The sequence below is a fragment of the Roseisalinus antarcticus genome, from assembly GCF_900172355.1.
In the GTDB taxonomy this organism is placed as follows: Bacteria; Pseudomonadota; Alphaproteobacteria; order Rhodobacterales; family Rhodobacteraceae; genus Oceanicola; species Oceanicola antarcticus_A.
Window position 1 is genome coordinate 128,181 of record NZ_FWFZ01000004.1, and the last position, 25,620, is coordinate 153,800.

The window sequence follows — 25,620 nt, forward strand, 5'->3', positions numbered from 1 at the left end:
TTTGGGGTGAACCCCGGATTACGCCCCTATATAGGACGGGCATGGACAAGGTCTCTGGTCAAAAACGCGCGCCCACGCATCTCTACCCGCCGATCGACCCGTTCGACCAGCGGATGCTGGACGTGGGCGATTCGCACCGGATCTACGTGGAGCAATGCGGGAACCCCGAGGGGATTCCGGTGATCGTGCTGCATGGCGGGCCGGGCGGCGGCTGTTCGCCGGCGATGCGGCGCTATTTCGACCCCGAGGTCTATCGCGTGGTGCTGTTCGACCAGCGGGGCTGTGGCCGGTCGCGGCCCCATGCCAGCGTCGAGAGCAACACCACCTGGCACCTGGTGGCCGATATCGAGCGGATTCGCGAGGTGCTGGGGATCTCGCGCTGGATCGTTTTCGGCGGCTCTTGGGGGGCGACCCTGGCGCTGGTCTATGCGCAGGAACACCCCGAGCGAACGATGGCGCTGGCGTTGCGCGGCGTGTTCCTGATGACCCAGCCGGAGCTTGACTGGTTCTATGGCGGCGGCGCGGGCAAGTTCTTTCCCGAGCTGTGGGAGAGGTTTTCCGGCATGGTTCCCGCCGACGAGCGCGACGATCTGATCGCGGCCTATCACCGGCGGCTGTTCTCCGGCGACGTGATGCAGGAGACGCGATTCGCGCGGGCCTGGGCCAGCTGGGAGAACGCGCTGGCCTCGATCCACAACGAGGGCGCCGGGGGCGAATCGCCCGCCGATTACGCCCGCGCCTTCGCACGGCTGGAGAACCATTATTTCACCCATGGCGGGTTCCTTGGCGACAAGCGGATCCTGGACCGGCTGGACCGCATCGCGCAGATTCCCGGCGTGATCGTTCAGGGGCGGTACGACATGATCTGCCCGCCCTATTCGGCCTGGACCCTGTCCGAGGGCTGGCCGGCCTCGCAGCTGAAGATGATCGGCAAGGCGGGTCATGCGCTGTCAGAGCCCGGGATCTCGGCCGAGCTGGTGCGGGTCATGGACATGTTCGCCGCGCGGCGAGACCGGATGGGCCTGGTATGAGCGGGATCGCGAACCGGCGGGCGCTGCTGGCGTCGGGTCTGGCGGCGGCGGTCTTTGCCGCGTCGGGTGTGCCGGTGCGTGCCTCGGGCGTGCGCGGCGGGGCGCTGCGGGCCGGGCTTGGAGGGGCATCCCTGGCGGATGGCTGGGACGGGGCGTCGCATGACGGGCTGTTCATGCGGGCGGTTGGCGCGGGCGCCGTTTTCGACACGCTGACCGAGGTCGCCGCCGACGGCACCCTGCGCGGGGAGCTTGCCGTGGAATGGGAGCCGACCGAGGGCGCCCGGATCTGGGAGATCGCCCTGCGCGACGGTGTCCGGTTCCATGACGGAGGGCCGCTTGTCGCGGCGGATGTGGTCGAGACCTACAGCCGGCGGCTTGGCACGGACGGGCCGCTGTCGGGGGTCGCAGAGATTTCGGCGCTGGACCGGTTGCGGCTGCGCCTGGTCCTGACGGAGGCGGATCCGGATCTGCCCTACCGCCTGTCGGATCCGCGCCTGATCGTGCCGCGCGGCGGTGTGCCGGGGCCGGTCGGAACCGGGCTCTACCGGGTTGCCGGATTCGAGCCGGGGCGATCCTTCACCGGCCGCCGGGTGGCGGAGCACTGGAAAGACGGCCGTGCGGGGTGGTTCGAGCGGGTCGAGGTTCTGGCGCTGGATCCGGCCGAGGTGCGGCTGGCGGCGCTGCGGTCCGGGCGGGTCGATGCGGCCGCGGGCCTGGGGCTTCATGCGGTCGGAATGCTGCGGGCGGGCGGCGGTCACCGGGTCGACGAGGTGGATGGCTGGGTGCAGGCGGTGTCCGACCGGGTCGGCCTGCCGGCGGTCCTCGGCCCAGGGCCGATGGACGATGCGCGTTTCCTCGAACGGTGGTGGGCGGCCTGAGATGTGCCTCCGGCGGGAGTTTTCCGGCCAAGATGAAGGGCGGGCTTGCTATTTTCCGGGCCGGGGCCTATGTGCCTTCCAACAGCGGTGTGTCAGGGTCCAAACCTGACGCCCCACCGGAAACCGTAACGGGCCGCTGGCCCGTTTTTTTGTGTCTGGAGACCCCTTATGTCGGACCTTCTCGCCAAGTCGGCGATGGACCGCAGAATCGCCGAGATCATCCAGCCCGTCATCGAGGACATGGGGTTCGAGCTCGTGCGTGTGCGCCTGATGGGCGGGCAGGCGCCGATCCTGCAGATCATGGTGCAGCGCCCCGACGGTCAGATCGAGGTGGACGAATGCGCCCAGGTCTCGACCGCCGTTTCGGCGGTGATGGATGTCGAGGACCCGATCCTGGATGCCTACACGCTTGAGGTTTCGTCGCCCGGGATCGACAGGCCGCTGACCCGGCTGAAGGATTTCGACCGCTGGAAGGATCATGTCGCCAAGATCGAGACCACCGAGCTGATCGACGGGCGCAAGCGCTTCAAGGGGGTGCTTGAGGGGACCGAGGGCAGCGAGATCCTGATCGAGATCGAGGAGGCCGGCGCACCCGTCACCATCGGGCTGGAGTTCGAGTGGCTGTCGGATGCCAAGCTTGTCCTCACGGACGAGCTGATCCGGGACGTGCTGCGGGGCCGCAAGGATGCGGGCCAGATCGACGAGACACAATTTGACGAAGTGCAGACCGTGCTTGACGGTTCTGAAGAGGAGACCTGAGCCATGGCGATTACATCGGCAAACCAGCTGGAATTGTTGCAGACCGCCGAGGCCGTCGCGCGCGAGAAACAGATCGACCCCGGCCTTGTCGTCGAGGCGATGGAAGAGAGCCTCGCCCGCGCCGCCAAGTCGCGCTACGGCGCCGAAATGGACATTCGCGTGTCCATCGACCGCAAGACCGGCCGCGCGACCTTTACCCGCGTCCGCACCGTGGTCGAGGACGAGGAGCTGGAGAATTACCAGGCCGAGTTCACCGTCGAGCAGGCCAAGCAGTACATGGAGACCCCGGCCGTGGGCGACACGCTGGTCGAGGAGATCCCGCCGGTGGAGATGGGGCGGATCGCCGCCCAGTCCGCCAAGCAGGTGATTCTGCAGAAGGTTCGCGAAGCCGAGCGCGACAAGCAGTTCGAGGAGTTCAAGGACCGCGTCGGCACCATCCTCAACGTCATGGTCAAGCGCGAGGAATACGGCAACGTCATCGTCGACCTGAACCCGGGCGAGGGCGTGCTGCGTCGAAACGAGAAGATCGGCCGCGAGAGCTATCGCCCGAACGACCGGATCCGGGTCTACGTCAAGGACGTGCGTCGCGAGCAGCGCGGCCCCCAGGTTTTCCTGTCGCGCACGGCGCCGGAATTCATGGCCGAGCTGTTCAAGATGGAGGTGCCCGAAATCTATGAGGGCATCATCGAGATCAAGGCCGTGGCCCGTGACCCGGGCAGCCGGGCGAAGATCGCCGTAATCTCCTACGACAACTCGATCGACCCGGTCGGCGCCTGCGTCGGCATGCGGGGCAGCCGGGTGCAGGCCGTTTTGAACGAGCTTCAGGGCGAGAAGATCGACATCATCCCGTGGAACGAGGACATGCCGACCTTCCTGGTGAACGCGCTGCAGCCGGCCGAGGTCTCCAAGGTCGTTCTCGACGAGGACGCCGAGCGGATCGAAGTGGTGGTGCCGGAAGAGCAATTGTCGCTGGCCATCGGCCGGCGCGGCCAGAACGTCCGGCTGGCGTCGCAGCTGACCGGGCTCGACATCGACATCATGACCGAGGAAGAGGAATCCAAGCGCCGTCAGGCCGAGTTCGAAGAGCGCACCAAGCTGTTCATGGACACGCTGGACCTGGACGAGTTCTTTGCCCAGTTGCTGGTCTCCGAAGGCTTCACCAACCTCGAGGAGGTGGCCTATGTCGAGGCCGACGAGCTGCTGGTGATCGACGGGGTCGACGACGGCACCGCCTCCGAGCTTCAGGCGCGGGCCCGGGATTACCTCGACGAGCAGAACAAGCAGGCGCTGGCCAAGGCCCGCGAGCTTGGGGTCGAGGACAGCCTGGTGAACTTCGAGGGGCTGACGCCGGTCATGGTGCTGGCGCTGGCGACCGACGGCATCAAGACGCTGGAGGATTTCGCGACCTGTGCCGACTGGGAGCTGGCCGGCGGCTGGACCACCGAAAACGGCGAGCGCAAGAAGGACGAAGGTCTGCTGGAGCCCTTCGAGGTGAGCCTCGAGGAAGCCCAGGACATGGTGATGACCGCGCGGGTCCTGCTGGGCTGGGTCGATCCGGACGACCTGCTGCCCGATTTGGACGAAGAGGCCGCGGTCGAAGAGGAGGCCGAGGCCTGAGGGCAGGCCCCGGCCGGGGGTTCGTGATGACACGCGGTGGACGCACAAAGGACCGGGACATCGCCGAGCGGCGGTGTATCGTCTCGGGAGAGGTTCAACCCCGCCAGGGGTTGATCCGTTTCGTGGCGACCCCAGATAACGGGATCGTCCCGGACATTCTGGAAAAGCTTCCGGGAAGGGGCATGTGGGTCACCTCGAATCGGGAGATCCTGAGCAAGGCGACCTCCGCGCAATTCTCGCGGGCGGCGAAGGCCAAGGTCCAGGTGCCCGACGGCATGGTCGACGAGATCGAGCGCCAGCTCGTGCGCCGGGTCATCGACCTCACGGCGCTTGCCCGAAAATCGGGGCGGGCCGTGGCCGGGTTCGAGAAGGTGAAGGGCTGGCTTGCGGACAAACCCGTTCGGGTGCTGTTCCAGGCCAGCGACGGCTCCGTCAGGGGCAAGGCCAAACTCTGGACTCCGACAGGGGCGCGATACTTCGATTGCCTCACCTCGTCGGAGCTGGGGATGGCGTTCGGACGGGAAAGTGTGATACATGGCGCGCTCGCCACTGGTGGACTCAGCGACCGTGTTGTAGAGGAAGCCGCGAGACTTAAGGGTTTGCGCGAAAACACAGGCGACCAGGGGGTTGCCCGGAAGGACTAGACAATTTGATGAGCGATACCGACGGCAAGAAACCACTTGGTCTGCGCGGTTCCCGGCCGGGGAACGTGAAGCAGAGCTTCAGCCATGGCCGGACCAAGAACGTCGTGGTGGAAACCAAACGCAAGCGGGTCGTTGTCCCGAAGCCCGGGGCTGCCGGCAAGGCAGGCGGGTCCCAGGTTGGCGGTGACCCCTCCAAGCGTCCTGCGGGGATTTCCGAGGCAGAGATGGAGCGCCGGATGAAGGCGCTGGCCATGGCCAAGGCACGCGAGGCCGACGACCAGGCCAAGCGCGAGGCCGAGGAGAAGGCCCGCGAGGACGATCGCGCCCGCCGCCGCGAAGAGATCGAGGCGAAGGAGCGCGAAGAGCGGGAACGCGAAGAGCGCGCCAAGGCCAAGGCCGACGAGGAAGAGCGCAAGCAGCGCGAAGCTCAGGAAGCCAAGGCCGCCGAGGAAGCTGCGAAAGCCGCGCCCGAGCAGCCCGCCGCGACCACGCCCCCTGGCGCGACAGAGCCCGTGGGCGGCACCGGTGCCCGGCCCGGCGGCAGCAAGAAGCCCGAGCGCGAGCGTGACGATCGCCCGCGCGGCAAGGCGGCCCGCGACGATGGCCGCCGCTCCGGCAAGCTGACGCTCAACCAGGCGCTGCGCGGCGGCGAAGGCGGTCGTCAGAAATCCATGGCCGCGATGAAGCGCAAGCAGGAGCGGGCGCGTCAGAAGGCGATGGGCGGCCCGGTCGAGCGCGAAAAGGTCGTGCGCGACGTGCAGCTGCCCGAGGCCATCGTGGTGTCCGAACTCGCCAACCGTATGGCAGAGCGCGTGGCCGACGTGGTCAAGGCGCTGATGCAAGCGGGCATCATGGCGACCCAGACCCAGACGATTGACGCCGATACCGCCGAGCTGATCATCGAGGAATTCGGCCACAAGGTCGTGCGCGTATCCGATTCGGATGTCGAGCAGGTGATCGACGCGGTCGACGACAAGCCCGAGGACCTCGTGTCGCGTCCGCCCGTCATCACGATCATGGGCCACGTCGACCACGGCAAGACCTCGATCCTGGATGCGATCCGCAACGCCCGTGTCGTGCACGGCGAGGCTGGCGGCATCACCCAGCACATCGGCGCCTACCAGGTGACGACAAACAACGGCTCGGTGCTCAGCTTCCTCGACACGCCAGGTCACGCGGCCTTCACGTCCATGCGGTCCCGCGGGGCGCAGGTGACGGATATCGTCGTGCTGGTGGTGGCGGCGGATGATGCGGTCATGCCGCAGACGATCGAGGCCATCAACCACGCGAAAGCGGCGAAGGTGCCGATGATCGTGGCGATCAACAAGATCGACAAGCCGGCCGCGAACGCACAGAAGGTGCGGACCGATCTGCTTCAGCACGAAGTCATCGTGGAGGAGCTTTCGGGCGACGTCCAGGATGTCGAGGTTTCGGCCCATACGGGTCAGGGTCTCGACCAGCTGCTCGATGCGATCGCGCTGCAGGCCGAGATCCTCGAACTGAAGGCGAACCCGACCCGGGCCGCCCAAGGTGCGGTGATCGAGGCGCAGCTTGACGTGGGCCGCGGTCCGGTTGCCACCGTTCTGATTCAGAACGGCACGCTGAAGCAGGGCGACATCTTCGTCGTCGGCGAGCAGTGGGGCAAGGTCCGGGCGCTGGTCAACGACAAGGGCGAACGCGTCAAGGAAGCCGGCCCGTCGGTGCCCGTGGAGGTTCTTGGCCTCAACGGCACGCCAGAGGCGGGTGACGTCCTGAACGTGGTCGACACCGAGGCGCAGGCCCGCGAGATCGCGGAATATCGCGAGAGCGCCGCCAAGGAGAAGCGCGCCGCCGCCGGGGCTGCGACGACGCTCGAACAGCTGATGCAGAAGGCGAAGGCCGACGAGAACGTGGCCGAGCTTCCGATCCTGGTGAAGGCCGACGTGCAAGGCTCTGCCGAGGCCATCGTCCAGGCGATGGAGAAGATCGGTAACGACGAGGTCCGCGTGCGCGTGCTTCACTACGGTGTCGGCGCCATCACCGAGACCGACGTCGGTCTGGCAGAGGCCTCCGGGGCGCCGATCATGGGGTTCAACGTGCGGGCCAATGCCAGTGCGCGGAACACGGCCAACCAGAAGGGCGTCGAGATCCGGTATTACAGCGTGATCTACGACCTCGTGGACGACGTGAAGGCAGCGGCCTCGGGTCTGTTGTCTGCCGAGGTGCGCGAGAACTTCATCGGCTATGCCCAGATCAAGGAGGTCTTCAAGGTCTCCAACGTCGGCAAGGTCGCCGGGTGTCTCGTGACCGAAGGGGTGGCGCGCCGCTCCGCCGGTGTGCGTCTGCTGCGCGACAACGTCGTGATCCACGAGGGCACGCTCAAGACGCTCAAGCGGTTCAAGGACGAAGTGGCCGAGGTCCAGTCCGGGCAGGAATGCGGGATGGCTTTCGAAAACTACGAGGACGTGCGCCCCGGCGATGTCATCGAGATCTTTACCCGCGAAGAGGTCGAGCGCTCGCTCTGAACTGGCCAAAACGCGGGATGAAACGGAAAAAGGCGCCCCGACGGGCGCCTTTTTTGGTGGCCAGGTTCGGGCCGATGTTGCATGTCTGATCGAGACGGCGAGCCTGGCGTCCTGTGGGCCGACGTCAGATCGGAAACGGACAGCGCCCCAAAGGACGCCATGATTGCGGATTGCGAGGCGTCATGCCCTCGCGGCAGCGGATACCGCGCGACCAGTATAGGTCTTGTCCCCGACACGAACCACCAGCATCCCATTCGCCAGTGTTTGTTCGAGGACACCTTGGATCGAAACACAAGTACCAATCACGATCGTTCGCAGCATCTATCTTGCCTCCCCCAAAAAGCTCTACTGGTTCATATTAGGACATAAAGGTTAAACAATCCGCAAGAAAAACGGCCAATAATTTCGGCAACGAATTAATGTTGCATCGCTCCCATAGGAAATGACGGCGTATATCGCGTGCGATCAGGCCCGAGGGTCGGCCGGATCAGAGCCAGTCGCGCAGGATGGGAATCAGTGGAATGTCGGCCGGGGGCATCGGATATTTCCGCAGATCTCCCGCCCGAACCCATTTCAGCGCCTGGTTCTCGCGCGACTGTGGCGTGCCCTCCCACCGGCGGCAGGCGAAGAGTGGCATCAGCAGGTGAAAGTCGTCATAGCCGTGCGAGGCGAAGGTCAGCGGCGCAAGGCAGCTTTTCCAGGTGCCTATGCCCAGCTCCTCGTGCAACTCACGGATCAGGGCGGCCTCCGGAGACTCCCCGGGCTCAACCTTGCCGCCGGGAAACTCCCAGAGACCGGCCATGGACTTGCCCTCGGGGCGCTGCGCCAGAAGGACCCGCCCGTCGACATCTATCAGGGCCACTGCAGAGACGAGGATGATCTTCATGGACGTCTTCCGGTGAGCGGGCGGCAGGTAGGGTGGGTCATTGACCCACCCTACGAGCGGTAGTCCGCATTGATCTGGATGTAGCCGTGAGTCAGGTCGCAGGTCCACATGGTGGCCATGCCGCCCGCCAGCCCGAGGTCGACCTCGATCAACAGCTCCTGCCGCTTCATGTAATCTGCCCCGGCCTTCTCGGAGTAGCCGGGCGCGACCCAGCCGTTCTCGGCCACGGTGATGTCGCCGAACCGGATCGTCAGCCGGTCGCGGTCCGCCTCCGCGCCCGATTTGCCGACCGCCATGACGATGCGGCCCCAGTTCGGATCTTCTCCGGCGATGGCGGTCTTGACCAGGGGCGAGTTCGCGATGGCGCTCGCCACCCGGCGCGCGTCCCCGTTCGTGCGCGCCCCGTGCACGCTGACCTCGACGAATTTCGTCGCCCCCTCGCCGTCGCGCACAACCTGGTGCGCGAGATCCAGCATCACCCCATGCAGCGCGTCGTTAAAGGTCACGCTGTCGGTCACGTCGATGCCAGAGGCGCCCGTCGCCGCCATGATCAGCGAATCCGAGGTCGAGGTGTCGCTGTCCACGGTGATGCAGTTGAAGGTCAGGTCGGATTGCGCCTTGACCAGCGCCTGCAGGGCCGGCTGTCCGATCAGCGCGTCGGTGAAGATGTAGACCAGCATCGTCGCCATGTCGGGCGCGATCATGCCCGAGCCCTTGGCGATACCGGCGATGCGCACGGTCCCGCCGCCGACCTCGATCTCGGCGGCCGATCCCTTGGCGAACGTGTCGGTCGTCATGATCGCGCGCGCCGCGCTCCCGATCCCGGCAGGGTCCAGGCCCGCCTTCAGCTCTTCGAGCTTGGCCGAGATGCGGGCGTGGGGCAGGGGCTCTCCGATCACGCCGGTCGACGCGGTAAACACCCGCGAGGGCGAACAGCCGAGCGTTTCGGCCACTTGCCCGACCAGCGCATCCACCGCCTCTTCGCCGTTGCGCCCGGTGAAGGCGTTGGAATTGCCCGAATTCACCAGGATTGCGGCAGGCCCGGAGGCGGGCCCAGCCAGTTTCGCCTGGCAATCCAGCACCGGCGCCGAGCGGGTCGCCGAGGTCGTGAAGACCCCGGCGATCACCGAATCGGCGGCCAGCTCCGCCAGCATGACATCGACCCGCCCCGGATAGCGGACACCCGCCGCGGCGGAGGCGAACCGCACCCCCTCGATCACGGGGAGCGCGGGAAAGCTGGCGGGCGCGAGGGGCGAGACCTTTGCCATCGGCGTCAGTCGGCGATCAGGTCGAGGTTCGACAGGACCGAGGGGTCGAAGGCGCCGGATTCGGGCCGGGCGATCTCGGCGGCTTCTTCGAGATCCATCAGCCGCTGTTCGATCGCCTGCTGCTGCAGCTCGGCGGTCAGCTCCTGGCGCAGGGAGTCGAGCGGCGGCGCCTCGGCGATCCGGGTCTCGTTGAGCTTGATGACGTGCCAGCCGAATTGCGTCTCGACCGGGCCGGCCACGTCGCCGGCGGACATACCTTCGACAGCCTCCTGGAACGGCTCGACCATCATGCCGGGGCCGAACCACCCCAGCTCTCCGCCCGAGGGGCCGGAGGGACCGGTGGAATGCTCCTCGGCGAGGGCGGCGAAATCGGCCCCCTCGGCGCGGGCCGCCTCGACAAGCTCGGCCGCCTCTTCCTCGGTGTCGACCAGGATGTGGGAGGCGTCGTACTCGGTCACCGGGTCGGTGTCGGCGAACCGGGCCTCGTAGGCGGCCTGCAGCGCCTCTTCGGTGACCGAGTTCTCGGTCAGCTGGGTGATGGTCTCGCCGGCGCGCAGCGAGCGCTCTTCGTTCTTCAGGGCGATGCCGATGCGGTCCGGCACCTCCAGCAGGTCGTCCGAGAGCAATTGCTGCTGGATCATCTGCTCGACCAGCCCGTCGAACAGCACCGCCGGGGGCAGCTGCTGATACTGTGCCGGCAGCCGGCCGCGCGCGATGATCATCTCGCCCAGGGTGATGTCGGTGCCGTTCACGGTGGCGACCACGTCGCTGGCGGACTGGGCCTGCGCCATGGGGGCAACGAGCGCCATTGTGGTGGCCGCGAGGAACATGCGAAGACGGGTCATGAAGCGTCCTTGATCTGCCGCGACAGGGCGCGGCGTTGACAGTGAGTTGAGGCCCGCTTACATCGCCAAAAGGCTCCGAGGGGGCCGGTTCTTGGCCAGTCTTCTATGGGCCGCGTCCGAAATGGGCAACCAACCTCCTCTCACGAGAATGACACCTGGGCGCCAGCAGCGGCGCGGGAGAGAAAATGCTCGGACGTATTGCGAAGAAAGTGTTCGGTACATCGAACGACCGCAAGATCAAGGCAACGCGCCCTCTGGTCGAGAAGATCAACGCGCTGGAGCCCGAGTTCGAGAAGCTCAGCGACGAGGATATCAAGAACCGGACCGAAAGCCTCGCCAAGCGGGCGATGGGCGGCGAGAGCCTCGACGACCTGTTGCCCGAGGCCTTTGCCAACTGCCGCGAGGCGGCGCGCCGGGCGCTTGGCCTGCGGGCCTTCGACGTGCAGCTCATGGGCGGCATCTTCATGCACCAGGGCAATATCTCCGAGATGAAGACGGGCGAGGGCAAGACCCTTGTCGCAACCTTCCCCGCCTATCTCAACGCACTGACCGGCAAGGGCGTGCATATCGTCACCGTCAACGACTACCTCGCCCGCCGCGACGCGGAGTGGATGAGCAAGGTCTACGGAGCGCTCGGCCTGACCACCGGCGTGGTCGTCCCGCAGCAGCCCGACGATGAAAAGCGCACGGCTTACAAGGCCGACATCACCTATGCGACGAACAACGAGCTGGGCTTCGACTACCTGCGCGACAACATGAAGTCCGAGCTGAACCAGATGTCCCAGCGCGGGCACAACTTCGCGATCGTGGACGAGGTCGACTCGATCCTGATCGACGAGGCGCGGACCCCGCTCATCATCTCGGGCCCGGCGCAGGACCGCAGCACCCTCTACAAGGCGATCGACGCGGTCATCCCCGAGCTGACCCCCGATCACTACGAGCTGGACGAGAAGACCCGCAACGTCACCTATACCGATGAAGGCAACGAGTTCCTCGAGCGCCGCCTGACCGCCGCCGGCCTGCTGCCCGAGGGGCAGACGCTCTATGACCCCGAGAGCACGTCGCTGGTCCACCACGTCAACCAGGGCCTGCGGGCGCACAAGCTGTTCCAGAAGGACAAGGATTACATCGTCCGCGACGGCCAGGTCGTGCTGATCGACGAGTTCACCGGGCGGATGATGTCGGGTCGACGGCTGTCCGACGGTCTGCACCAGGCCATCGAGGCCAAGGAAGATTGCGAGATCCAGCCCGAGAACGTGACGCTCGCCTCGGTGACGTTCCAGAACTACTTCCGCCTCTATGACAAGCTGTCGGGCATGACCGGCACCGCGCTGACCGAGGCCGAGGAATTCATGTCGATCTACGGGCTGGGCGTGGTCGAGGTGCCGACGAACCGGCCGATCGCGCGGGTCGACGAGGACGACAAGGTCTATCGCACCGGCCAAGAGAAGTTCGACGGCATCGTTTCCGAGATTCGGGAGGCCCACGCCAAGGGCCAGCCGATCCTGGTGGGCACGACCTCGATCGAGAAGTCGGAGTTCCTGTCCGCGCTGCTGAAGAAGGCCGAGATCCCGCACAACGTCCTGAACGCGCGCCAACACGAGAAAGAAGCGCAGATCGTCGCCGACGCGGGCAAGCCCGGCGCCGTGACCATCGCGACCAACATGGCCGGCCGCGGCACCGACATCCAGCTGGGCGGCAATGTCGACCTCAAGGTGATGGAGGCGCTTGCCGCCGATCCCGATGCCGACCCCGAAGCGATCCGCAAGCAGATCGAATCCGAGCACGCCGCCGACAAGAAGAAGGTGCTCGAGGCGGGCGGTCTGTTCGTTCTGGCCACGGAACGGCACGAAAGCCGCCGGATCGACAACCAACTCCGTGGCCGCTCCGGCCGGCAGGGCGACCCGGGCCGATCGTCGTTCTTCCTGTCGCTCGAGGATGACCTGATGCGCATCTTCGGGTCCGAGCGGCTCGACAAGGTGCTGTCGTCGCTGGGCATGAAAGAGGGCGAGGCGATCGTCCACCCCTGGGTGAACAAGTCGCTGGAACGCGCCCAGGCCAAGGTCGAGGGGCGCAACTTCGACGTCCGCAAGCAGTTGCTGAAGTTCGACGACGTGATGAACGACCAGCGCAAGGTGATCTTCGGACAGCGCCGCGAGATCATGGAGGCCAAGGATCTGAGCGAGATCGCCCAGGACATGCGCCACCAGGTGATCGAGGATCTTGTGACCGAGCACATGCCGCCCCGCTCCTACGCCGACCAATGGGAGACAGAGGCGCTTTATGCCGATGTGATCCAGCATCTTGGGGTCGATGTGCCGGTGATGGCCAAGGCCGACGAGGATGGCGTCGACGACGAGGTCATGCGCGAATGGCTGGAGGAGGAGAGCGACAAGTTCATGGCCGAGAAGGCCGCGTCCTTCGGCGAAGAGACCATGCGCAATGTCGAAAAGCAGATTCTGCTGCAGACCATCGACACCAAGTGGCGCGAGCATCTTCTGACGCTCGAACACCTGCGCTCGGTCGTGGGCTTCCGGGGCTATGCCCAGCGCGATCCGCTCAACGAGTACAAGACCGAGTCGTTCCAGCTGTTCGAGAGCCTGCTCGACAGTCTGCGCACCGAGGTGACGCAGAAGCTCTCGCAGATCCGCCCGATGACGGAGCAGGAGCAAAAAGAGATGATGGATCGCCTGCTGGCGCAGCAGAAGTCACTACAGCAGGCCGCGAAACAACCGACGCCCGTGCCGGTCGGCGCCGGCGCCGATGCCGCCCCTGACGGCGCTGCCCCCGGTTTCGTCGAGGACGACCCGACCACCTGGGGCAACCCGGGGCGCAACGACCCCTGCCCCTGCGGGTCGGGCAAGAAGTTCAAGCATTGCCACGGGCGGCTCGCCTGACCCGCTGACGTGGGGCCCGGCCATGGGGCCGGGCAGCGGCCTGCAATGTTCCGCCGCATTTCCGACGCCGTTTTTCCGCGGTGCGGTCCCGCTCAGGACACCTTGGGGCGGTTGATTGTTTCCAAATCCTGGTTGGGAAGGGGAAACACTCATGTCTCGGATTCGGAAGTTGGCGATAGCTGGCGGAACCTTCGGGGTGGCCCTGTCTATCGGCTTTGTCATGCAGAACGGCGACGCCCTGGCGGATCGCTACGGCGCCGAGGTTCCGTTGGTCGAGGGCGACGCCTTCGATCAGCCGCTCGCCTCGGCGGCCCTCTCGCCGCTGGCGCCGCCCGGCGGAACCGCGGGTCTTGCGCAGGTCGCGGCGCCGACCATAGGCGCGGCCCCCATCGCGGATCCTGACGTCGATGTCACCGTGCCGGTCGCCGAGGCGGAACCGACAATGCCCGAGCCGCCCGAAGAGCTGACCCAGGCGGCAGTCTCCATGGCGAGCCTCGGCCCGATCGCGTTCCAGGGCCCGCCGGCGACCTCGGCCGCTGTCGCGATGACAGCCGCCCCCGCGCAGCCTTCGGCCGACACCGCCGAGGACGCAGGCGACGGGGCCGATGCCATCACGGTGGCCGCCCCCGCCGCGCCCGCGGCTCCGGCCTGCGAAACGAGCCTGTCGGCCGAGGTGGGCCAGGCGGCGCTGGTGACCCTGCGGCTCGATGCGGTCTGCCTGCCGGACGCGCAGGCGACGATCCACCACCAGGGCATGATCTTCACGCTTGTGACGGACGCGACCGGCTCCGCCCGTGTGGTCGTGCCCGCGCTGGCCGAACGCGCGGTCTTCATCGCTTCCTTCGATGGCGGAGACGGCGCCGTGGCGACTGCCGAGGTGCCCGCGATCGCGAATTACGACCGCGCCGTGCTGCAATGGCAGGGCGACAGCGGGTTGCAGATCCATGCGCTGGAGTTCGGCGCCGACTACGGCAGCGAGGGCCATGTCTGGGCCGCCTCCGCGCGCACCCCCTCCATGGCCATCGCCGGCGAGGGCGGGTTCCTGACCAGCCTCGGCGACGGCCAGGGTGTCGCGCCGCTGCGGGCGGAGGTCTATACGTTCCCCTCGGCGGTCAACCGGACGTCCGGCGACGTGGTCCTGTCGGTCGAGGCCGAGATCACCGACGAAACCTGCGAGCGCGATGTTTCCGCGCAGTCGATCCAGATCTCGCCCGGTTCTCCGGCACATGCGCTGGACCTGACCATGGCGATGCCGGAATGTTCGGCCGTCGGTGACTTTCTGGTGTTGAAAAACATGCTCGAGGACCTGACACTCGCGGCACGATGACGCTCGGATCAGGTCGACCCATACATCGACACGGCAAGCGTGCGGCGAGGTTTCTCGCCGCACTTGTCTTTTGTTTGCTTGCCAATGGCTTGGCGGCACAGGAGGTGACCGTGACCGCCCGCGAAGGCGGGCTGACCCTGCGCGGGGACGTGCTCGGGTTCGATGGGCTCTACCTGCGGCTGCGGACCGATGCAGGCGAGGTGACGCTCGACTACGCCGCCGTGACCTGCGATGGCGCGGCCTGCCCCGATCCCGCGACCCATGTGCCCGATCTGCGCCTCTCCGGCGCGGCCCGGATGGGCGAGGTGCTGATGCCCGCGCTGATCGAGGGTTTCGCCTTCGCCGAAGGCTATGCCGCCCGGCGGGAGGAGGACAGCGCGATCCTGTTCTCCTACGTCATCAGCGACCGGGCGACAGGGCAGGACCTGCATCGCTTCAGCTTTCGGCTGACGACCACGGATGAGGGCTTCGCCGACCTGCTGTCGGACGCCGCCGATGTGGCCCTGTCGGTGCGCGAACTGCGCCCGGCGGAACGGGAGGCGGGGCTCGCGGCGGGCCTCGGCGATCTGGCCCTGGCAGAGCGCAGCCGGATCATCGCGCTCGACGGCCTGGTGCCGATCGTCTCGGCCGCGCAGGACCGTCAGGACATCGACATCGACGTGCTGTCCCGCGCCTATGCCGGCGAGATCGACAATTGGTCCGAGATCGGCGGGCCCGACCGAGAGATGACCCTGCACCTGGTTGACGAAACCGAAGGTCACGCCCAGGGCTTCGTCGACCGGGTGGTGGCGGTTGGCGGCGCGTCGCTGTCGGATCGGGTGATCCATCACGTGGATGCCGCGGCTCTGGCGGCGGCGGTGTCCGCGGACCCTGGTGCGCTGGGGATCGTGCCCTACCGCGCCTATGGCGATGCGCGGCCGCTCGCGATGGCCGGGGCCTGCGGCCGGTCGAGCGCCGCGACGCTCGAGACGCTGAAGACCGAAGACTACCCGCTGACCATGCCCCTGTTCCTCTACCTGCCCATCCGGCGTCTGCCGCCTGTCGCGGCCGAGTTCCTGGGCTGGCTTCGGACCGAGCGCGCCCAGTTCATCGTGCGCCGCGCGGGCTTTGTCGACCTGGGCGCAGAGCCGATCCCCGTGGCCGCCCAGGGCCAGCGGTTCGCCGGCGCCATCGAGGTCGCGGGTCCCGAAATCACGCTGGCCGATCTGCAGCAGATGGTCCGGGTGCTGGGGCGGCGCGACCGGCTGTCGACCACCTTCCGGTTCGAGGTCGGCTCTACCCGGCTGGATGCGCAGTCGCGGTCGAACGTCTATCAGCTGGCCCGGGCGATCCGGGACGGGACCTATGAAGGCCAGACATTGCTGCTGGCCGGCTTTTCCGACGGCGTCGGCGTCGCGGCCGCTAACCGGGCCCTGTCGGGCGCCCGGGCTGAATCCGTGCTGCGAGAGCTTGTCGCCGCGCTTGGCGGGTCATTGCCGCCCCGGGTGCGGGTCCGCACGGCGGCTTTCGGCGAGGCGCTGCCCATGGGTTGCGACGATACCGAATGGGGCCGGCAAACCAATCGGCGGGTAGAGCTTTGGGTCGATGCGACCGGCGCTGCCCGCTAGACCCGCGCTCAGATCAATCCTTCGGCCCGAAAGCTCAGCTCGCGCGATTTGCCGATCACCAGGTGATCGTGCAGCACAAGGCCCAACGCCTCGGCGGCGTGGGCGATCTGGGCGGTCATGTCGATGTCGGACTGGCTGGGCGTCGGATCGCCTGAGGGGTGATTGTGCACCAGGATCATCGCCGAGGCGTTGCATTCCAGCGCCCGTTTCACCACCTCGCGCGGATAGACCGGGACGTGATCGACGGTGCCGCGCCCCTGCTCTTCGTCGGCGATCAGGGTGTTCTTGCGGTCGAGGTAGAGGACGCGGAAATGCTCGGTCTGCTGGTGGGCCATGACCGTGTGGCAATAATCCAGAAGCGCATCCCAGGACGAGATCACCTGCCGTTGCAGGATGCGGGCACGAGAGAGGCGATGCGCCGCGGCCTCGACGATCTTGAGCTCGCAGATCACCGCCTCGCCCACGCCCTTGACCTCGTCAAGCTGGCGCGGGGGAGCAGAGAGGACAGTGTTGAAATCGCCGAACTTGTCCAGAAGGGCCCGGGCCAGGGGTTTCACGTCCTGGCGTGGAATGGCGCGGAACAGCACAAGCTCCAGCATCTCGTAGTCGGGCAGGGCGGCGGCCCCGCCTTCCATGAAGCGTTCGCGCAGGCGCTTGCGGTGGTCGCGAATGTAGGAGGGCAGCCGCACGGGCGGGGTCCCGACCTCGTCAGGGGCGGTGCCGAAAAGCGGAAGGGGGGCTTCGGAGAGATGTCGCTGCGCCATGGCGGCACCATGGCGCAGGCAAGGTTAGCACAAGGTTAACAGGATCAGCCCTTCATCCCGTCCCAGAAGCTTTTGACCGCGGAAAAGAAGGTCGAGCTTTGCGGGTTGTTGCCCTCGGACTGCTTGTCGAATTCGCGCAGGATCTCTTTCTGCCGCGCGGTGAGGTTCACCGGCGTCTCGACGGCCAATTCGATGAACATGTCGCCGCTGGCCCCGCCCCGCAGGGTGGGCATGCCCTTGCCGCGCAGGCGCATCTGGCGCCCGGTCTGGCTGCCCTCGGGGATCTTGACCCGGCTGCGGCCGCCGTCGATCGTGGGCACCTCGATGTCACCGCCCAGGGCGGCCTTGCTGATGCTGACGGGCACCCGGCAAAACAGGTGCTGCGCGTCGCGCTGGAACAGCTCGTGGTCGCGCACCTCGATGAAAATATAGAGATCGCCTGCAGGGCCGCCGCGCAGCCCGGCCTCGCCCTCGCCGGCCAGCCGGATCCTGGTGCCGGTCTCGACGCCCGCGGGGACGTTGACCGACAGGGCGCGTTCCTTTTCGACACGGCCGGCGCCATGGCAGGTGTTGCAGGGGTTCTTGATCGTCTGGCCCGCGCCGTTGCAGGTCGGGCAGGTCCGCTCGACCGTGAAGAAGCCCTGCTGCGCGCGCACCTTGCCCATGCCCGAGCAGGTCGGGCAGGTCACGGGTTCGGCGCCGCCCTCGGCGCCGGTGCCGTTGCAGGTGCCGCAGGCCACGGCGGTGGGCACGGTGATGGTCGTTTGCAGCCCGGCATAGGCCTCTTCGAGGGTGATGCGCAGGTTATAGCGCAGGTCGTTGCCGCGCGACGCGCGCCTGCGACCACCGCCGCCCTGGCGGCCGCCCATGAAATCGCCGAAGAGGTCGTCGAACACGTCGGAGAAGGCCGAGGCGAAATCGCCCTGCCCGGCACCGCCGCCGAAGCCACCGCCAGGACGTCCGCCGCCGCCGTTCTCGAATGCGGCGTGGCCATAACGGTCATAAGCGGCTTTCTTGTTCGGATCCTTTAGAGCCTCGTAGGCCTCGTTCACTTCCTTGAACTGGGCCTCGGCATTCGGGTTGTCGGCATTGCGGTCCGGGTGAAGCTCCTTGGCCTTGCCACGATAGGCTTTTTTCAGCTCGTCGGCGCTTGCGCCCTTCGAGACACCCAGCACATCGTAATAATCGCGTTTCGCCATTCGTCGTCGGTCCCCCCTTGGGAACGAGAAAGACCGGCCCGAGGCGTCGGGCCGGTCGATTTCACGTCACGCGTTCTCAGGAACGCTTGTCGTCATCGAGATCCTCGAAATCCGCATCGACGATGTCGTCCGCGCCTGCGTCGGCATCACGATCGGACGCGGCCGCTTCGCCGTCTTCGGCGCTCTGGCTCGCCTTGTAGATCGCCTCACCCAGCTTCATGGCCGATTCGGTCACGTTCTGGATGCCGGACTTGATCTTCTCGGCATTCTCGCTCTCAAGCTCGTCCTTGAGCGCGGCGATGGCCAGTTCGATCGCCTCGACGGTGGTCGGGTCGACCTTGTCGCCATGCTCCTCCAGCGATTTCTCGGTCGAGTGGATGAGGCTTTCGGCCTGGTTCTTGGCCTCGACCAGCGAGCGGCGGTCCTTGTCGGCCTCGGCATTCGCTTCGGCATCCTTGACCATCTGGTCGATCTCGTCGTCGGACAGGCCGCCCGACGCCTGGATCGTGATGTTCTGCTCCTTGCCGGTGCCCTTGTCCTTGGCGGAGACCGACACGATGCCGTTGGCGTCGATGTCGAACGTCACCTCGATCTGCGGCATGCCGCGCGGCGCCGGCGGGATGTCCTCGAGGTTGAACTGGCCGAGCATCTTGTTGTCGGACGCCATCTCACGTTCACCCTGGAAGACGCGGATCGTCACGGCGTTCTGGTGATCCTCGGCGGTCGAGAAGATCTGGCTCTTCTTCGTCGGGATCGTCGTGTTCCGGTCGATCAGGCGGGTGAAGACACCGCCCAGCGTCTCGATGCCGAGCGACAGCGGGGTCACGTCGAGCAGCACGACGTCCTTGACGTCACCTTGCAGAACGCCGGCCTGGATCGCGGCGCCCATGGCGACGACCTCGTCGGGGTTCACCCCCTTGTGCGGCTCCTTGCCGAAGAACTTGGTCACTTCCTCGACCACGCGGGGCATCCGGGTCATGCCGCCGACCAGCACGATTTCGTCGATGTCGCCGGTGGCGAGGCCGGCGTCCTTGAGGGCCGCCTGGCACGGCTTCAGCGAGCCCTTGATCAGGTCGGACACGAGGCTTTCCAGCTTGGCGCGGGTCAGCTTCATGACCATGTGCAGCGGCGTGCCGGTGGCACTGTCCATCGAGATGAACGGCTGGTTGATCTCGGTCTGGCTGGAGGACGACAGCTCGATCTTGGCCTTCTCGGCGGCTTCCTTCAGGCGCTGGAGCGCCATCTTGTCCTTGGTCAGGTCGACGCCATGCTCTTTCTTGAACTCGCCGGCGAGGTAGTTGACGACACGCATGTCGAAATCCTCACCCCCGAGGAAGGTGTCGCCGTTGGTGGACTTCACCTCGAACAGGCCATCGTCGATCTCGAGGATGGTCACGTCGAAGGTGCCGCCGCCGAGGTCATAGACGGCGATCGTGCGGCTTTCCTTCTTGTCGAGACCATAGGCCAGGGCGGCGGCCGTCGGCTCGTTGATGATGCGCAGGACCTCGAGCCCGGCGATCTTGCCGGCGTCCTTCGTCGCCTGACGCTGGGCGTCGTTGAAATAGGCGGGGACGGTGATGACGGCCTGCGTCACCTCTTCGCCGAGGTAGCTTTCGGCGGTTTCCTTCATCTTCTGCAGGATGAAGGCGGAAATCTGGGAGGGGGAATACTTGTCGCCCTTGGCCTGGACCCATGCGTCGCCGTTGCCGCCGTCGATGGTGGTGAAGGGCATGTTCTTCTTGTCCTTCGCCAGATCGCTGTCGTCGAACCGACGGCCGATCAGGCGCTTGACGCCGAAGATGGTGTTCTCCGGGTTGGTGACGGCCTGCCGCTTGGCGGGCTGGCCGACGAGACGTTCGTTGTCCGTGAAGGCGACGATGGACGGGGTCGTCCGGGCGCCTTCGGAGTTTTCGATCACGCGGGGCTGGGAGCCGTCCATGATCGCGACGCAGGAGTTCGTGGTCCCGAGATCGATGCCGATGACTTTGGCCATGTCTGTCAAATCCCTCTTCAATTCAGGCGGTTTGAACGGCTCGGGCCCGATGTCGGCACCCGCGACCGTATGGATTGGGGCAGAACACTGCGTTGCTGCCGTTCAGTGGGCTATATAGGGAGGGGGTCATGGGGCTGCAACGGTTTCGGCCCCGGGAGACGTGACAAAAATGCAAGGTCGGAGGATCGGGATTTGACCGGGACCGCCGAGCCCACGCTGACCCTGCGCGGCGTGTCGATCTACGAAGGGCTTCTGCCACCCGAGGCGCAGGCGCGGATGGTGGCAGAGCTGCGCGAGGTGGTGCGCCGGGCGCCGCTGTTCTCGCCGATGACACCCTATGGCAAGCCGATGCGGGTGCGGATGACCTCGGCGGGGCGCTATGGCTGGGTGTCGGACCGGTCGGGCTATCGCTACGAGACGCGGCATCCCTCGGGGGTTGCCTGGCCGCCGGTTCCGCCCACTGTGCTGGCGGTCTGGGCTGCGGTGAGCGTGGTGGCGCGGGCGCCGGAATGCTGCCTTGTGAATTTCTACGGGGACGGGGCGAAGATGGGGATGCACCAGGACCGGGACGAAGCGAATTTCGACTTTCCGGTGGTGTCGATCTCGCTCGGGGACGAGGCGCTGTTCCGGGTCGGCAACCGGACGCGAGGCGGCAAGACCGAGAGTGTCTGGCTGCGGTCCGGCGACGTGGCCGTCCTGGGCGGAGCGGCGCGGCTGTTGTATCACGGCGTCGACAGGGTGGTGCCGGGGAGCTCGACGCTGCTGCCGGACGGGGGCCGCATCAACGTCACGTTGCGCGTGGTCGATGGTTGAGCGGCTTCAGGAAAATGGAGCGCCTTGCGGCGCACAGGTTTCGCCCGGCCACGCCTGCGGCGTGATCCGGGCCGTTGGCGCCCCGCCCCGGGCGGATCAGCGCGATGTCACCGTGCAGCACCCGCTCCAGAGTTGGGTGCCCATGCCGGACAGGGTTGTGATGAGCCGCGCTTCGAGCCCGTAGAGTTGATCGGACATGCCATCCGAGCAGATGCCCGGCGAAATGACCAGCGCGGCGAAGCCGTCGTCACCCGACAGCTCTGCGCTGGCGGCGCGATCGAACCCCGCCGCGCCCGGGCCGGTGAAGGGCGAGGGTTCGGCGACGAAGCGGGGCTCTCCGAAGATGTCGAACGACCAGGAACCGGGGCTGACCGTGAGGCCCCAGAACGGTTCGGTGCCGAAGCAGCCCGCAACGGTCGAGGCGCTTGCGAACCAATCCCCCGCCTGTCGCGCCATGTAGGCGAGCGAGACCCAACCGGCCCGCTCCTCCAGGTTCATCAGGCCCCAGTTGCCGCTGGCATCGGTACTCACGATCTCCACCCCCTGACGGTCGGGCGCCAGCTCTCCGATCACGGGGCTGTCGGTGCCTGGGCCGGACCGGACATTGAGCGTATCATCCGCCGCGACACCGGCCACATCGAACAGGGCGGGCAGCCCGTTGCCCCCGACATCCAGGAGCGGCGGCAGGCCCTGCGCCGGGGCGGCGAGCGGGACCAGCATCAGGAACAGGGCGAAAAGGCGGATCATCTTGCGGCTCCCCAGGAAATCGAGGCGTGTTTGCGGGTATAGCTTTCGCCGATCATCCCGATCATGAGCAGGATCAGGCTGACCACCAGCGGGTAGGTCGTGTTCGAGAAATGCGGGTTGTAGTTGATGAAGGTGAAACCGCGGGCCTGGTCGATCACGTGGAACAGCGGGTTCCAGTCGAACCAGGCGAGCATGAAGCCCGGCAGCGTGTTGGCCAGGAACATCTTGCCCGAGGCGATCATGTTGGCCCGGGCCCAGACCTGGGCCACGATGGCGGTGAAGCCGGGGAACCAGGGCTTGAGCGCCAGAAACACCATGCCGACCGAACAGCCGGTGAACCAGGCCAGCAGGATCATTCCGAAGGCGCCCAGCGGATCGTAGATTTCGATCGGGGTCATGATCGCGTGGTAGAGGAACAGGATCACGATGACCGACAGCACCTGGATATAAAGGGTCGACAACGCGGCGGAGACCACGGCGACGATGGTGTTCATCGGCGCGTGTTTCATCATCGCCGAGGTGGGGCCTTCCGCGCTCATGACCGCCTGCATGGACTTGGTGTGGCAGATGAACATGAAGATGCCCGACATCACGTAGAGCAGGAAATCGCCGCGCACGGCCGACCCGCGCAGGCCCAGCACCGCGAACATGAAGTAGAAGGCGATCACCAGGATGAGCGTCTGCATGATGTTCTGGATCAGCCCCAGCACCGCGTGGCGGCTGGATTTGCGGATGTCGCGCACGATGGAATGATAGATCAGCTCCATCATTCCGAACGCGGACGAGAGGCGTGATCGCGGCTGTCGCGTCTGGAACATGAATTCTATCTGCCTTGCGGACCGCTTATGGTCTTTGTCTTGCCCATTTCACTGGCTGACACCATAAGGGACGTTAGATTTCAATTCAATAAAGGCCCGTGAGGGCGCCGGGGAGTCATCTCGATGGACTACGGGAAACTTGTGGTGGAAATGCGGCGGCTCGCGCTCGAGGCCGGGGACAAGATCATGGAGATCTACGACGGCCCCGAATTCGAGGTGATGGTCAAGAGCGACAACAGCCCCGTAACCGTCGCCGACGAGGCCGCCGACGCGCTGATTTCGGCCGGATTGCGGGCGGCGTTCCCGGACGTGGCGCTGGTGACCGAAGAGCAATCGGCGAGCCATGACATCCGCGCCAAGACCTTCCTGATCGTCGACCCGCTGGACGGCACCAAGGAATTCATCAACCGGCGCGGCGACTTTACCGTCAACATCGCGCTGGTCGAGGAAGGGCAGCCGACCCGGGGCGTGGTCTATGCGCCGGCGAAGGGGCGGCTGTTCTACACCCAGGCCGACGGCCAGACCGTCGAGGAGACCGGCGCCCTGGACAAGCAGGCCGTCGGAGAGACCAAGCCGATCTCGGTCTCTAGCCCCGACAACGGCGGGTTGATGGTGGTCGCGTCCAAGTCGCACCGCGACCAGGCCACCGACGATTACATCGGCCAGTACGAGGTGCGCGACATGACCTCCGCCGGCTCTTCGCTGAAGTTCTGCCTGGTGGCCACGGGCGAGGCCGACCTCTATCCGCGGCTCGGCCGCACGATGGAATGGGACACGGCCGCCGGACACGCCGTGCTGGCCGGCGCGGGCGGGCTTGTGGTGAGGTTCGACAATCCGCAACTGCCGCTCGTCTACGGCAAGGAGAGCTTTGCGAACCCGTTCTTCATCGCCTACGCGCCCGGCGTGGATTTGAAGGGCGCCTGACCGTTGCCCACCCTGATCGTCATTCCGGCGCGCTATGCGTCCCAGCGTTATCCGGGCAAGCCGTTGGTGGACCTGCGGGGAGCTACGGGGGAGGCGCGCAGCCTGATCCGCCGCTCGTGGGAAGCCGCGATGCAGGTGCAGGGGGTCGACCGGGTGGTCGTGGCGACCGATGACGACCGCATTCGCGACGCGGCCGAGGCCTTCGGGGCCGAGGTCGTGATGACCTCGGAGACCTGCCGCAACGGGACCGAACGCTGCGCCGAGGCGTTTGACCGGCTGGGGGGCGGGCATGACATCGTCGTCAACCTGCAGGGCGACGCGCCGCTGACCCCGCCATGGTTCATCGAGGCGCTGATTGCCGAGCTTTCGGATCACCCCGTGGCCGAGGTGGCGACGCCGGTGCTACGGTGCGACGGCCGGGCCCTGCGCGGTTTTCGCGAGGACAGGCGGGCCGGGCGCGTGGGCGGGACGACGGCGGTGTTCGGGATCGACCGCGCCGGGCTCTATTTCTCCAAGGAGGTCATTCCCTACACCGGGGCCGACTATGCCGACGCCGCGCCGACGCCGGTGTTTCACCACGTTGGCGTCTATGCCTACCGGCCCTCGGCCATGGCAGCCTATCCGCGCTGGACGCCGGGGCCGCTGGAGACGCTCGAAGGGCTGGAACAGCTGCGCTTTCTCGAACGCGGCGTCCACCTGACCTGCGTCGAGGTCGAGGCCCGGGGCCGCCCCTTCTGGGAGCTGAACAACCCCGAGGACGTGCCGCGTCTGGAGGCGATGCTGGCCGAGGCGGGCATGCCGTGACACGCCCGAATGTCAGCGTGGTCGTGGTCAGCAACGGGCGGCCAGATGCGCTGATCCGCTGCCTGCGGGGGCTGACCCAGCTGGTCTATGATCCGTTCGAGGTCGTTGCAGTGGCAGACCGACCCGGCCGGCGGCGCATCGACACCCGGCCGGAGCTGTTCGGCCGGATCAAGGTGGTCGCCTGCGACGAGCCCAACATCTCTGTCGCGCGGAACCTTGGCATCGCGCAGGCGGCGGGCGAGGTGATCGCCTTCATCGACGACGACGCGGTGCCGGAGCCGTTGTGGCTGGCGCATCTCGCGCCGGTCTTCGAGGACCGCCAGGTCGGCGCGGCCACGGGCTATGTCATCGGGCGCAACGGGATCAGCCTGCAGCACAGGCTGCGCGACGTGGGCCCGGATGCCGACAGCCGCCCCGTCAGTCTGCAGGGCGGAGAGCCACGGCTTGTGACGGCGGCGCCGGGGCGGGCGGTCAAGACCGAGGGCACCAACATGGCGTTCCGACGAGAGGTGCTCTTGCGGGTGTCGGGGTTCGATCCGGCCTTCCGGTTCTACCTGGACGAGACCGACCTAGACATGCGGCTGGCGGCCCTCGGCACGCTGACGGCGGCGGTCCCGCATGCCCAGGTGCACCACCAGTCCGCCGCCAGCGACCGGCGGCGTCCCGACCGGGTGCCGCGCAGCCTGCACGACGTCGGCGCGAGCCTTGCGATGTTCCTGCGCCGCCACAGCAGCCTCGACGACATCGCCTCGGTCGGCCGCAAGGAGCGCCGGCTGCGGCACAGGTCCCTGCTGGAGCATATGGTGGCCGGCCGGATAGAGCCCCGCGATGTCGGCCGGATCCTGGCCACGTTCGATGCGGGCTGGGCCGAGGGGTCCGGGGCCGACCTGTTGCCCCTTCCCCCGCTGGAGCCCGCGCCCCCCGCCTTCCTGCGCTATCGCCCGGACGTGCCCCGCCGGGGTCACGCGGTGGTCGCCGGCCGCATCTGGCAAGGGCGGGCCCGCCGCGCCGAGGCCCTGCGCCTGGTCGAGGCCGGCTGGCACACGACCCTGTTCCTGTTGTCGCCGACCGCGCGGTATCATCGCGCCTGGTTCGACGACGAGGGCTACTGGATTCAGCGTGGCGGGCTCTTCGGTCGGTCGCGGCGCGGTGGACGATTGGTTCAATTCTGGCGCTTTCATGCGCGGATCCGAAACGAAATTGTGCGCTTGCGGCATTTGCGTGGACGACCGGCCGCAGACATGGACAATCACTGAGGATCTGTGCCATTCACATATCGCGGAAGAGACTGTCAA

Annotated in this window: 21 protein-coding genes; 13 read left to right on the forward strand and 8 right to left on the reverse strand. The window is 66.7% G+C overall.

What is annotated here, in order from left to right; all coding sequences use genetic code 11:
* The first annotated feature begins 41 nt into the window (after positions 1 to 41).
* The 6 genes from pip (at position 42) to infB (ending at position 7,433) form a co-directional block, all read left to right on the forward strand.
* Positions 42 to 1,031, forward strand: a complete 990-nt coding sequence (pip, locus tag ROA7023_RS05685; RefSeq protein ID WP_085878047.1) for a prolyl aminopeptidase — start codon at positions 42 to 44, stop codon at positions 1,029 to 1,031.
* A complete protein-coding gene (locus ROA7023_RS05690; protein ID WP_085878048.1) occupies positions 1,028 to 1,909 on the forward strand; it encodes an ABC transporter substrate-binding protein in 882 nt (293 codons plus the stop codon). The genes pip and ROA7023_RS05690 overlap by 4 nt, the downstream gene beginning before the upstream one ends.
* 168 nt (positions 1,910 to 2,077) lie before the next feature.
* Complete coding sequence (gene rimP, locus ROA7023_RS05695; protein ID WP_085878049.1) at positions 2,078 to 2,668, forward strand: ribosome maturation factor RimP; 591 nt, start codon at positions 2,078 to 2,080, stop codon at positions 2,666 to 2,668.
* 3 nt (positions 2,669 to 2,671) lie between these two features.
* On the forward strand, positions 2,672 to 4,285 hold the full coding sequence (nusA, locus tag ROA7023_RS05700) for a transcription termination factor NusA (protein ID WP_085878050.1): 1,614 nt from the start codon (positions 2,672 to 2,674) through the stop codon (positions 4,283 to 4,285).
* Positions 4,286 to 4,311: 26 nt separating this feature from the next.
* The gene (locus tag ROA7023_RS05705) at positions 4,312 to 4,929 is read left to right on the forward strand and encodes an RNA-binding protein (protein ID WP_085878051.1); all 618 of its coding nucleotides are present in this window, start codon (positions 4,312 to 4,314) and stop codon (positions 4,927 to 4,929) included.
* 8 nt (positions 4,930 to 4,937) lie between these two features.
* Entirely contained in the window at positions 4,938 to 7,433 is a 2,496-nt protein-coding gene (gene infB, locus ROA7023_RS05710; RefSeq protein WP_085878052.1) for a translation initiation factor IF-2, read from the forward strand.
* Between the two features lie 487 nt (positions 7,434 to 7,920).
* Here the strand turns inward: infB and ROA7023_RS05715 are convergent, their stop codons facing one another.
* Genes ROA7023_RS05715 through ROA7023_RS05725 form a run of 3 tightly spaced genes read right to left on the reverse strand, consistent with a single transcriptional unit; the run spans position 7,921 to position 10,432 of the window.
* Positions 7,921 to 8,319, reverse strand: a complete 399-nt coding sequence (locus ROA7023_RS05715; protein ID WP_085878053.1) for a (deoxy)nucleoside triphosphate pyrophosphohydrolase — start codon at positions 8,317 to 8,319, stop codon at positions 7,921 to 7,923.
* A gap of 50 nt (positions 8,320 to 8,369) precedes the next feature.
* The gene (gene argJ / locus ROA7023_RS05720; RefSeq protein ID WP_085878054.1) at positions 8,370 to 9,587 is read right to left on the reverse strand and encodes a bifunctional glutamate N-acetyltransferase/amino-acid acetyltransferase ArgJ; all 1,218 of its coding nucleotides are present in this window, start codon (positions 9,585 to 9,587) and stop codon (positions 8,370 to 8,372) included.
* 5 nt (positions 9,588 to 9,592) lie between these two features.
* Positions 9,593 to 10,432: a peptidylprolyl isomerase gene (locus tag ROA7023_RS05725; RefSeq protein WP_085878055.1), complete on the reverse strand. Its 840-nt coding sequence runs from the start codon at positions 10,430 to 10,432 to the stop codon at positions 9,593 to 9,595.
* Positions 10,433 to 10,617: 185 nt separating this feature from the next.
* Between ROA7023_RS05725 and secA the strand changes: the two genes are divergently transcribed.
* The 3 genes from secA (at position 10,618) to ROA7023_RS05740 (ending at position 16,263) form a co-directional block, all read left to right on the forward strand.
* Complete coding sequence (secA, locus tag ROA7023_RS05730) at positions 10,618 to 13,329, forward strand: preprotein translocase subunit SecA (RefSeq protein WP_085878056.1); 2,712 nt, start codon at positions 10,618 to 10,620, stop codon at positions 13,327 to 13,329.
* Between the two features lie 196 nt (positions 13,330 to 13,525).
* Positions 13,526 to 14,656: a hypothetical protein gene (locus ROA7023_RS05735; RefSeq protein ID WP_085878057.1), complete on the forward strand. Its 1,131-nt coding sequence runs from the start codon at positions 13,526 to 13,528 to the stop codon at positions 14,654 to 14,656.
* A gap of 110 nt (positions 14,657 to 14,766) precedes the next feature.
* Positions 14,767 to 16,263 (forward strand): phosphate ABC transporter substrate-binding/OmpA family protein, encoded by a 1,497-nt coding sequence (locus ROA7023_RS05740; RefSeq protein ID WP_234992047.1) that lies wholly within the window; start codon positions 14,767 to 14,769, stop codon positions 16,261 to 16,263.
* Between the two features lie 8 nt (positions 16,264 to 16,271).
* On the opposite strand, the gene radC is transcribed toward ROA7023_RS05740, so the two are convergent.
* The 3 genes from radC to dnaK form a co-directional block, all read right to left on the reverse strand.
* Positions 16,272 to 17,027, reverse strand: a complete 756-nt coding sequence (gene radC, locus ROA7023_RS05745) for a RadC family protein (RefSeq protein ID WP_085878058.1) — start codon at positions 17,025 to 17,027, stop codon at positions 16,272 to 16,274.
* 44 nt (positions 17,028 to 17,071) lie between these two features.
* The gene (gene dnaJ, locus ROA7023_RS05750; RefSeq protein WP_085878059.1) at positions 17,072 to 18,226 is read right to left on the reverse strand and encodes a molecular chaperone DnaJ; all 1,155 of its coding nucleotides are present in this window, start codon (positions 18,224 to 18,226) and stop codon (positions 17,072 to 17,074) included.
* Between the two features lie 76 nt (positions 18,227 to 18,302).
* The gene (gene dnaK / locus ROA7023_RS05755; RefSeq protein WP_085878060.1) at positions 18,303 to 20,219 is read right to left on the reverse strand and encodes a molecular chaperone DnaK; all 1,917 of its coding nucleotides are present in this window, start codon (positions 20,217 to 20,219) and stop codon (positions 18,303 to 18,305) included.
* 192 nt (positions 20,220 to 20,411) lie between these two features.
* Between dnaK and ROA7023_RS05760 the strand changes: the two genes are divergently transcribed.
* Complete coding sequence (locus ROA7023_RS05760; RefSeq protein WP_268807977.1) at positions 20,412 to 21,032, forward strand: alpha-ketoglutarate-dependent dioxygenase AlkB; 621 nt, start codon at positions 20,412 to 20,414, stop codon at positions 21,030 to 21,032.
* A gap of 96 nt (positions 21,033 to 21,128) precedes the next feature.
* Here the strand turns inward: ROA7023_RS05760 and ROA7023_RS05765 are convergent, their stop codons facing one another.
* Positions 21,129 to 21,779, reverse strand: a complete 651-nt coding sequence (locus ROA7023_RS05765) for an SH3 domain-containing protein (protein WP_085878062.1) — start codon at positions 21,777 to 21,779, stop codon at positions 21,129 to 21,131.
* Complete coding sequence (locus ROA7023_RS05770) at positions 21,776 to 22,597, reverse strand: ABC transporter permease (RefSeq protein WP_085878063.1); 822 nt, start codon at positions 22,595 to 22,597, stop codon at positions 21,776 to 21,778. Before ROA7023_RS05770 ends, ROA7023_RS05765 begins: the two co-directional genes overlap by 4 nt.
* Positions 22,598 to 22,720: 123 nt before the next feature.
* Here ROA7023_RS05770 and cysQ point away from each other — a divergent pair, with 123 nt between their 5' ends.
* Genes cysQ through ROA7023_RS05785 form a run of 3 tightly spaced genes read left to right on the forward strand, consistent with a single transcriptional unit; the run spans position 22,721 to position 25,581 of the window.
* Positions 22,721 to 23,521, forward strand: coding sequence for a 3'(2'),5'-bisphosphate nucleotidase CysQ (gene cysQ, locus ROA7023_RS05775; RefSeq protein ID WP_085878064.1), 801 nt, complete (start codon positions 22,721 to 22,723; stop codon positions 23,519 to 23,521).
* 3 nt (positions 23,522 to 23,524) lie between these two features.
* Positions 23,525 to 24,325, forward strand: coding sequence for a 3-deoxy-manno-octulosonate cytidylyltransferase family protein (locus ROA7023_RS05780; protein ID WP_085878065.1), 801 nt, complete (start codon positions 23,525 to 23,527; stop codon positions 24,323 to 24,325).
* The gene (locus tag ROA7023_RS05785; protein ID WP_085878066.1) at positions 24,322 to 25,581 is read left to right on the forward strand and encodes a glycosyltransferase family 2 protein; all 1,260 of its coding nucleotides are present in this window, start codon (positions 24,322 to 24,324) and stop codon (positions 25,579 to 25,581) included. The genes ROA7023_RS05780 and ROA7023_RS05785 overlap by 4 nt, the downstream gene beginning before the upstream one ends.
* Positions 25,582 to 25,620 lie beyond the last annotated feature (39 nt).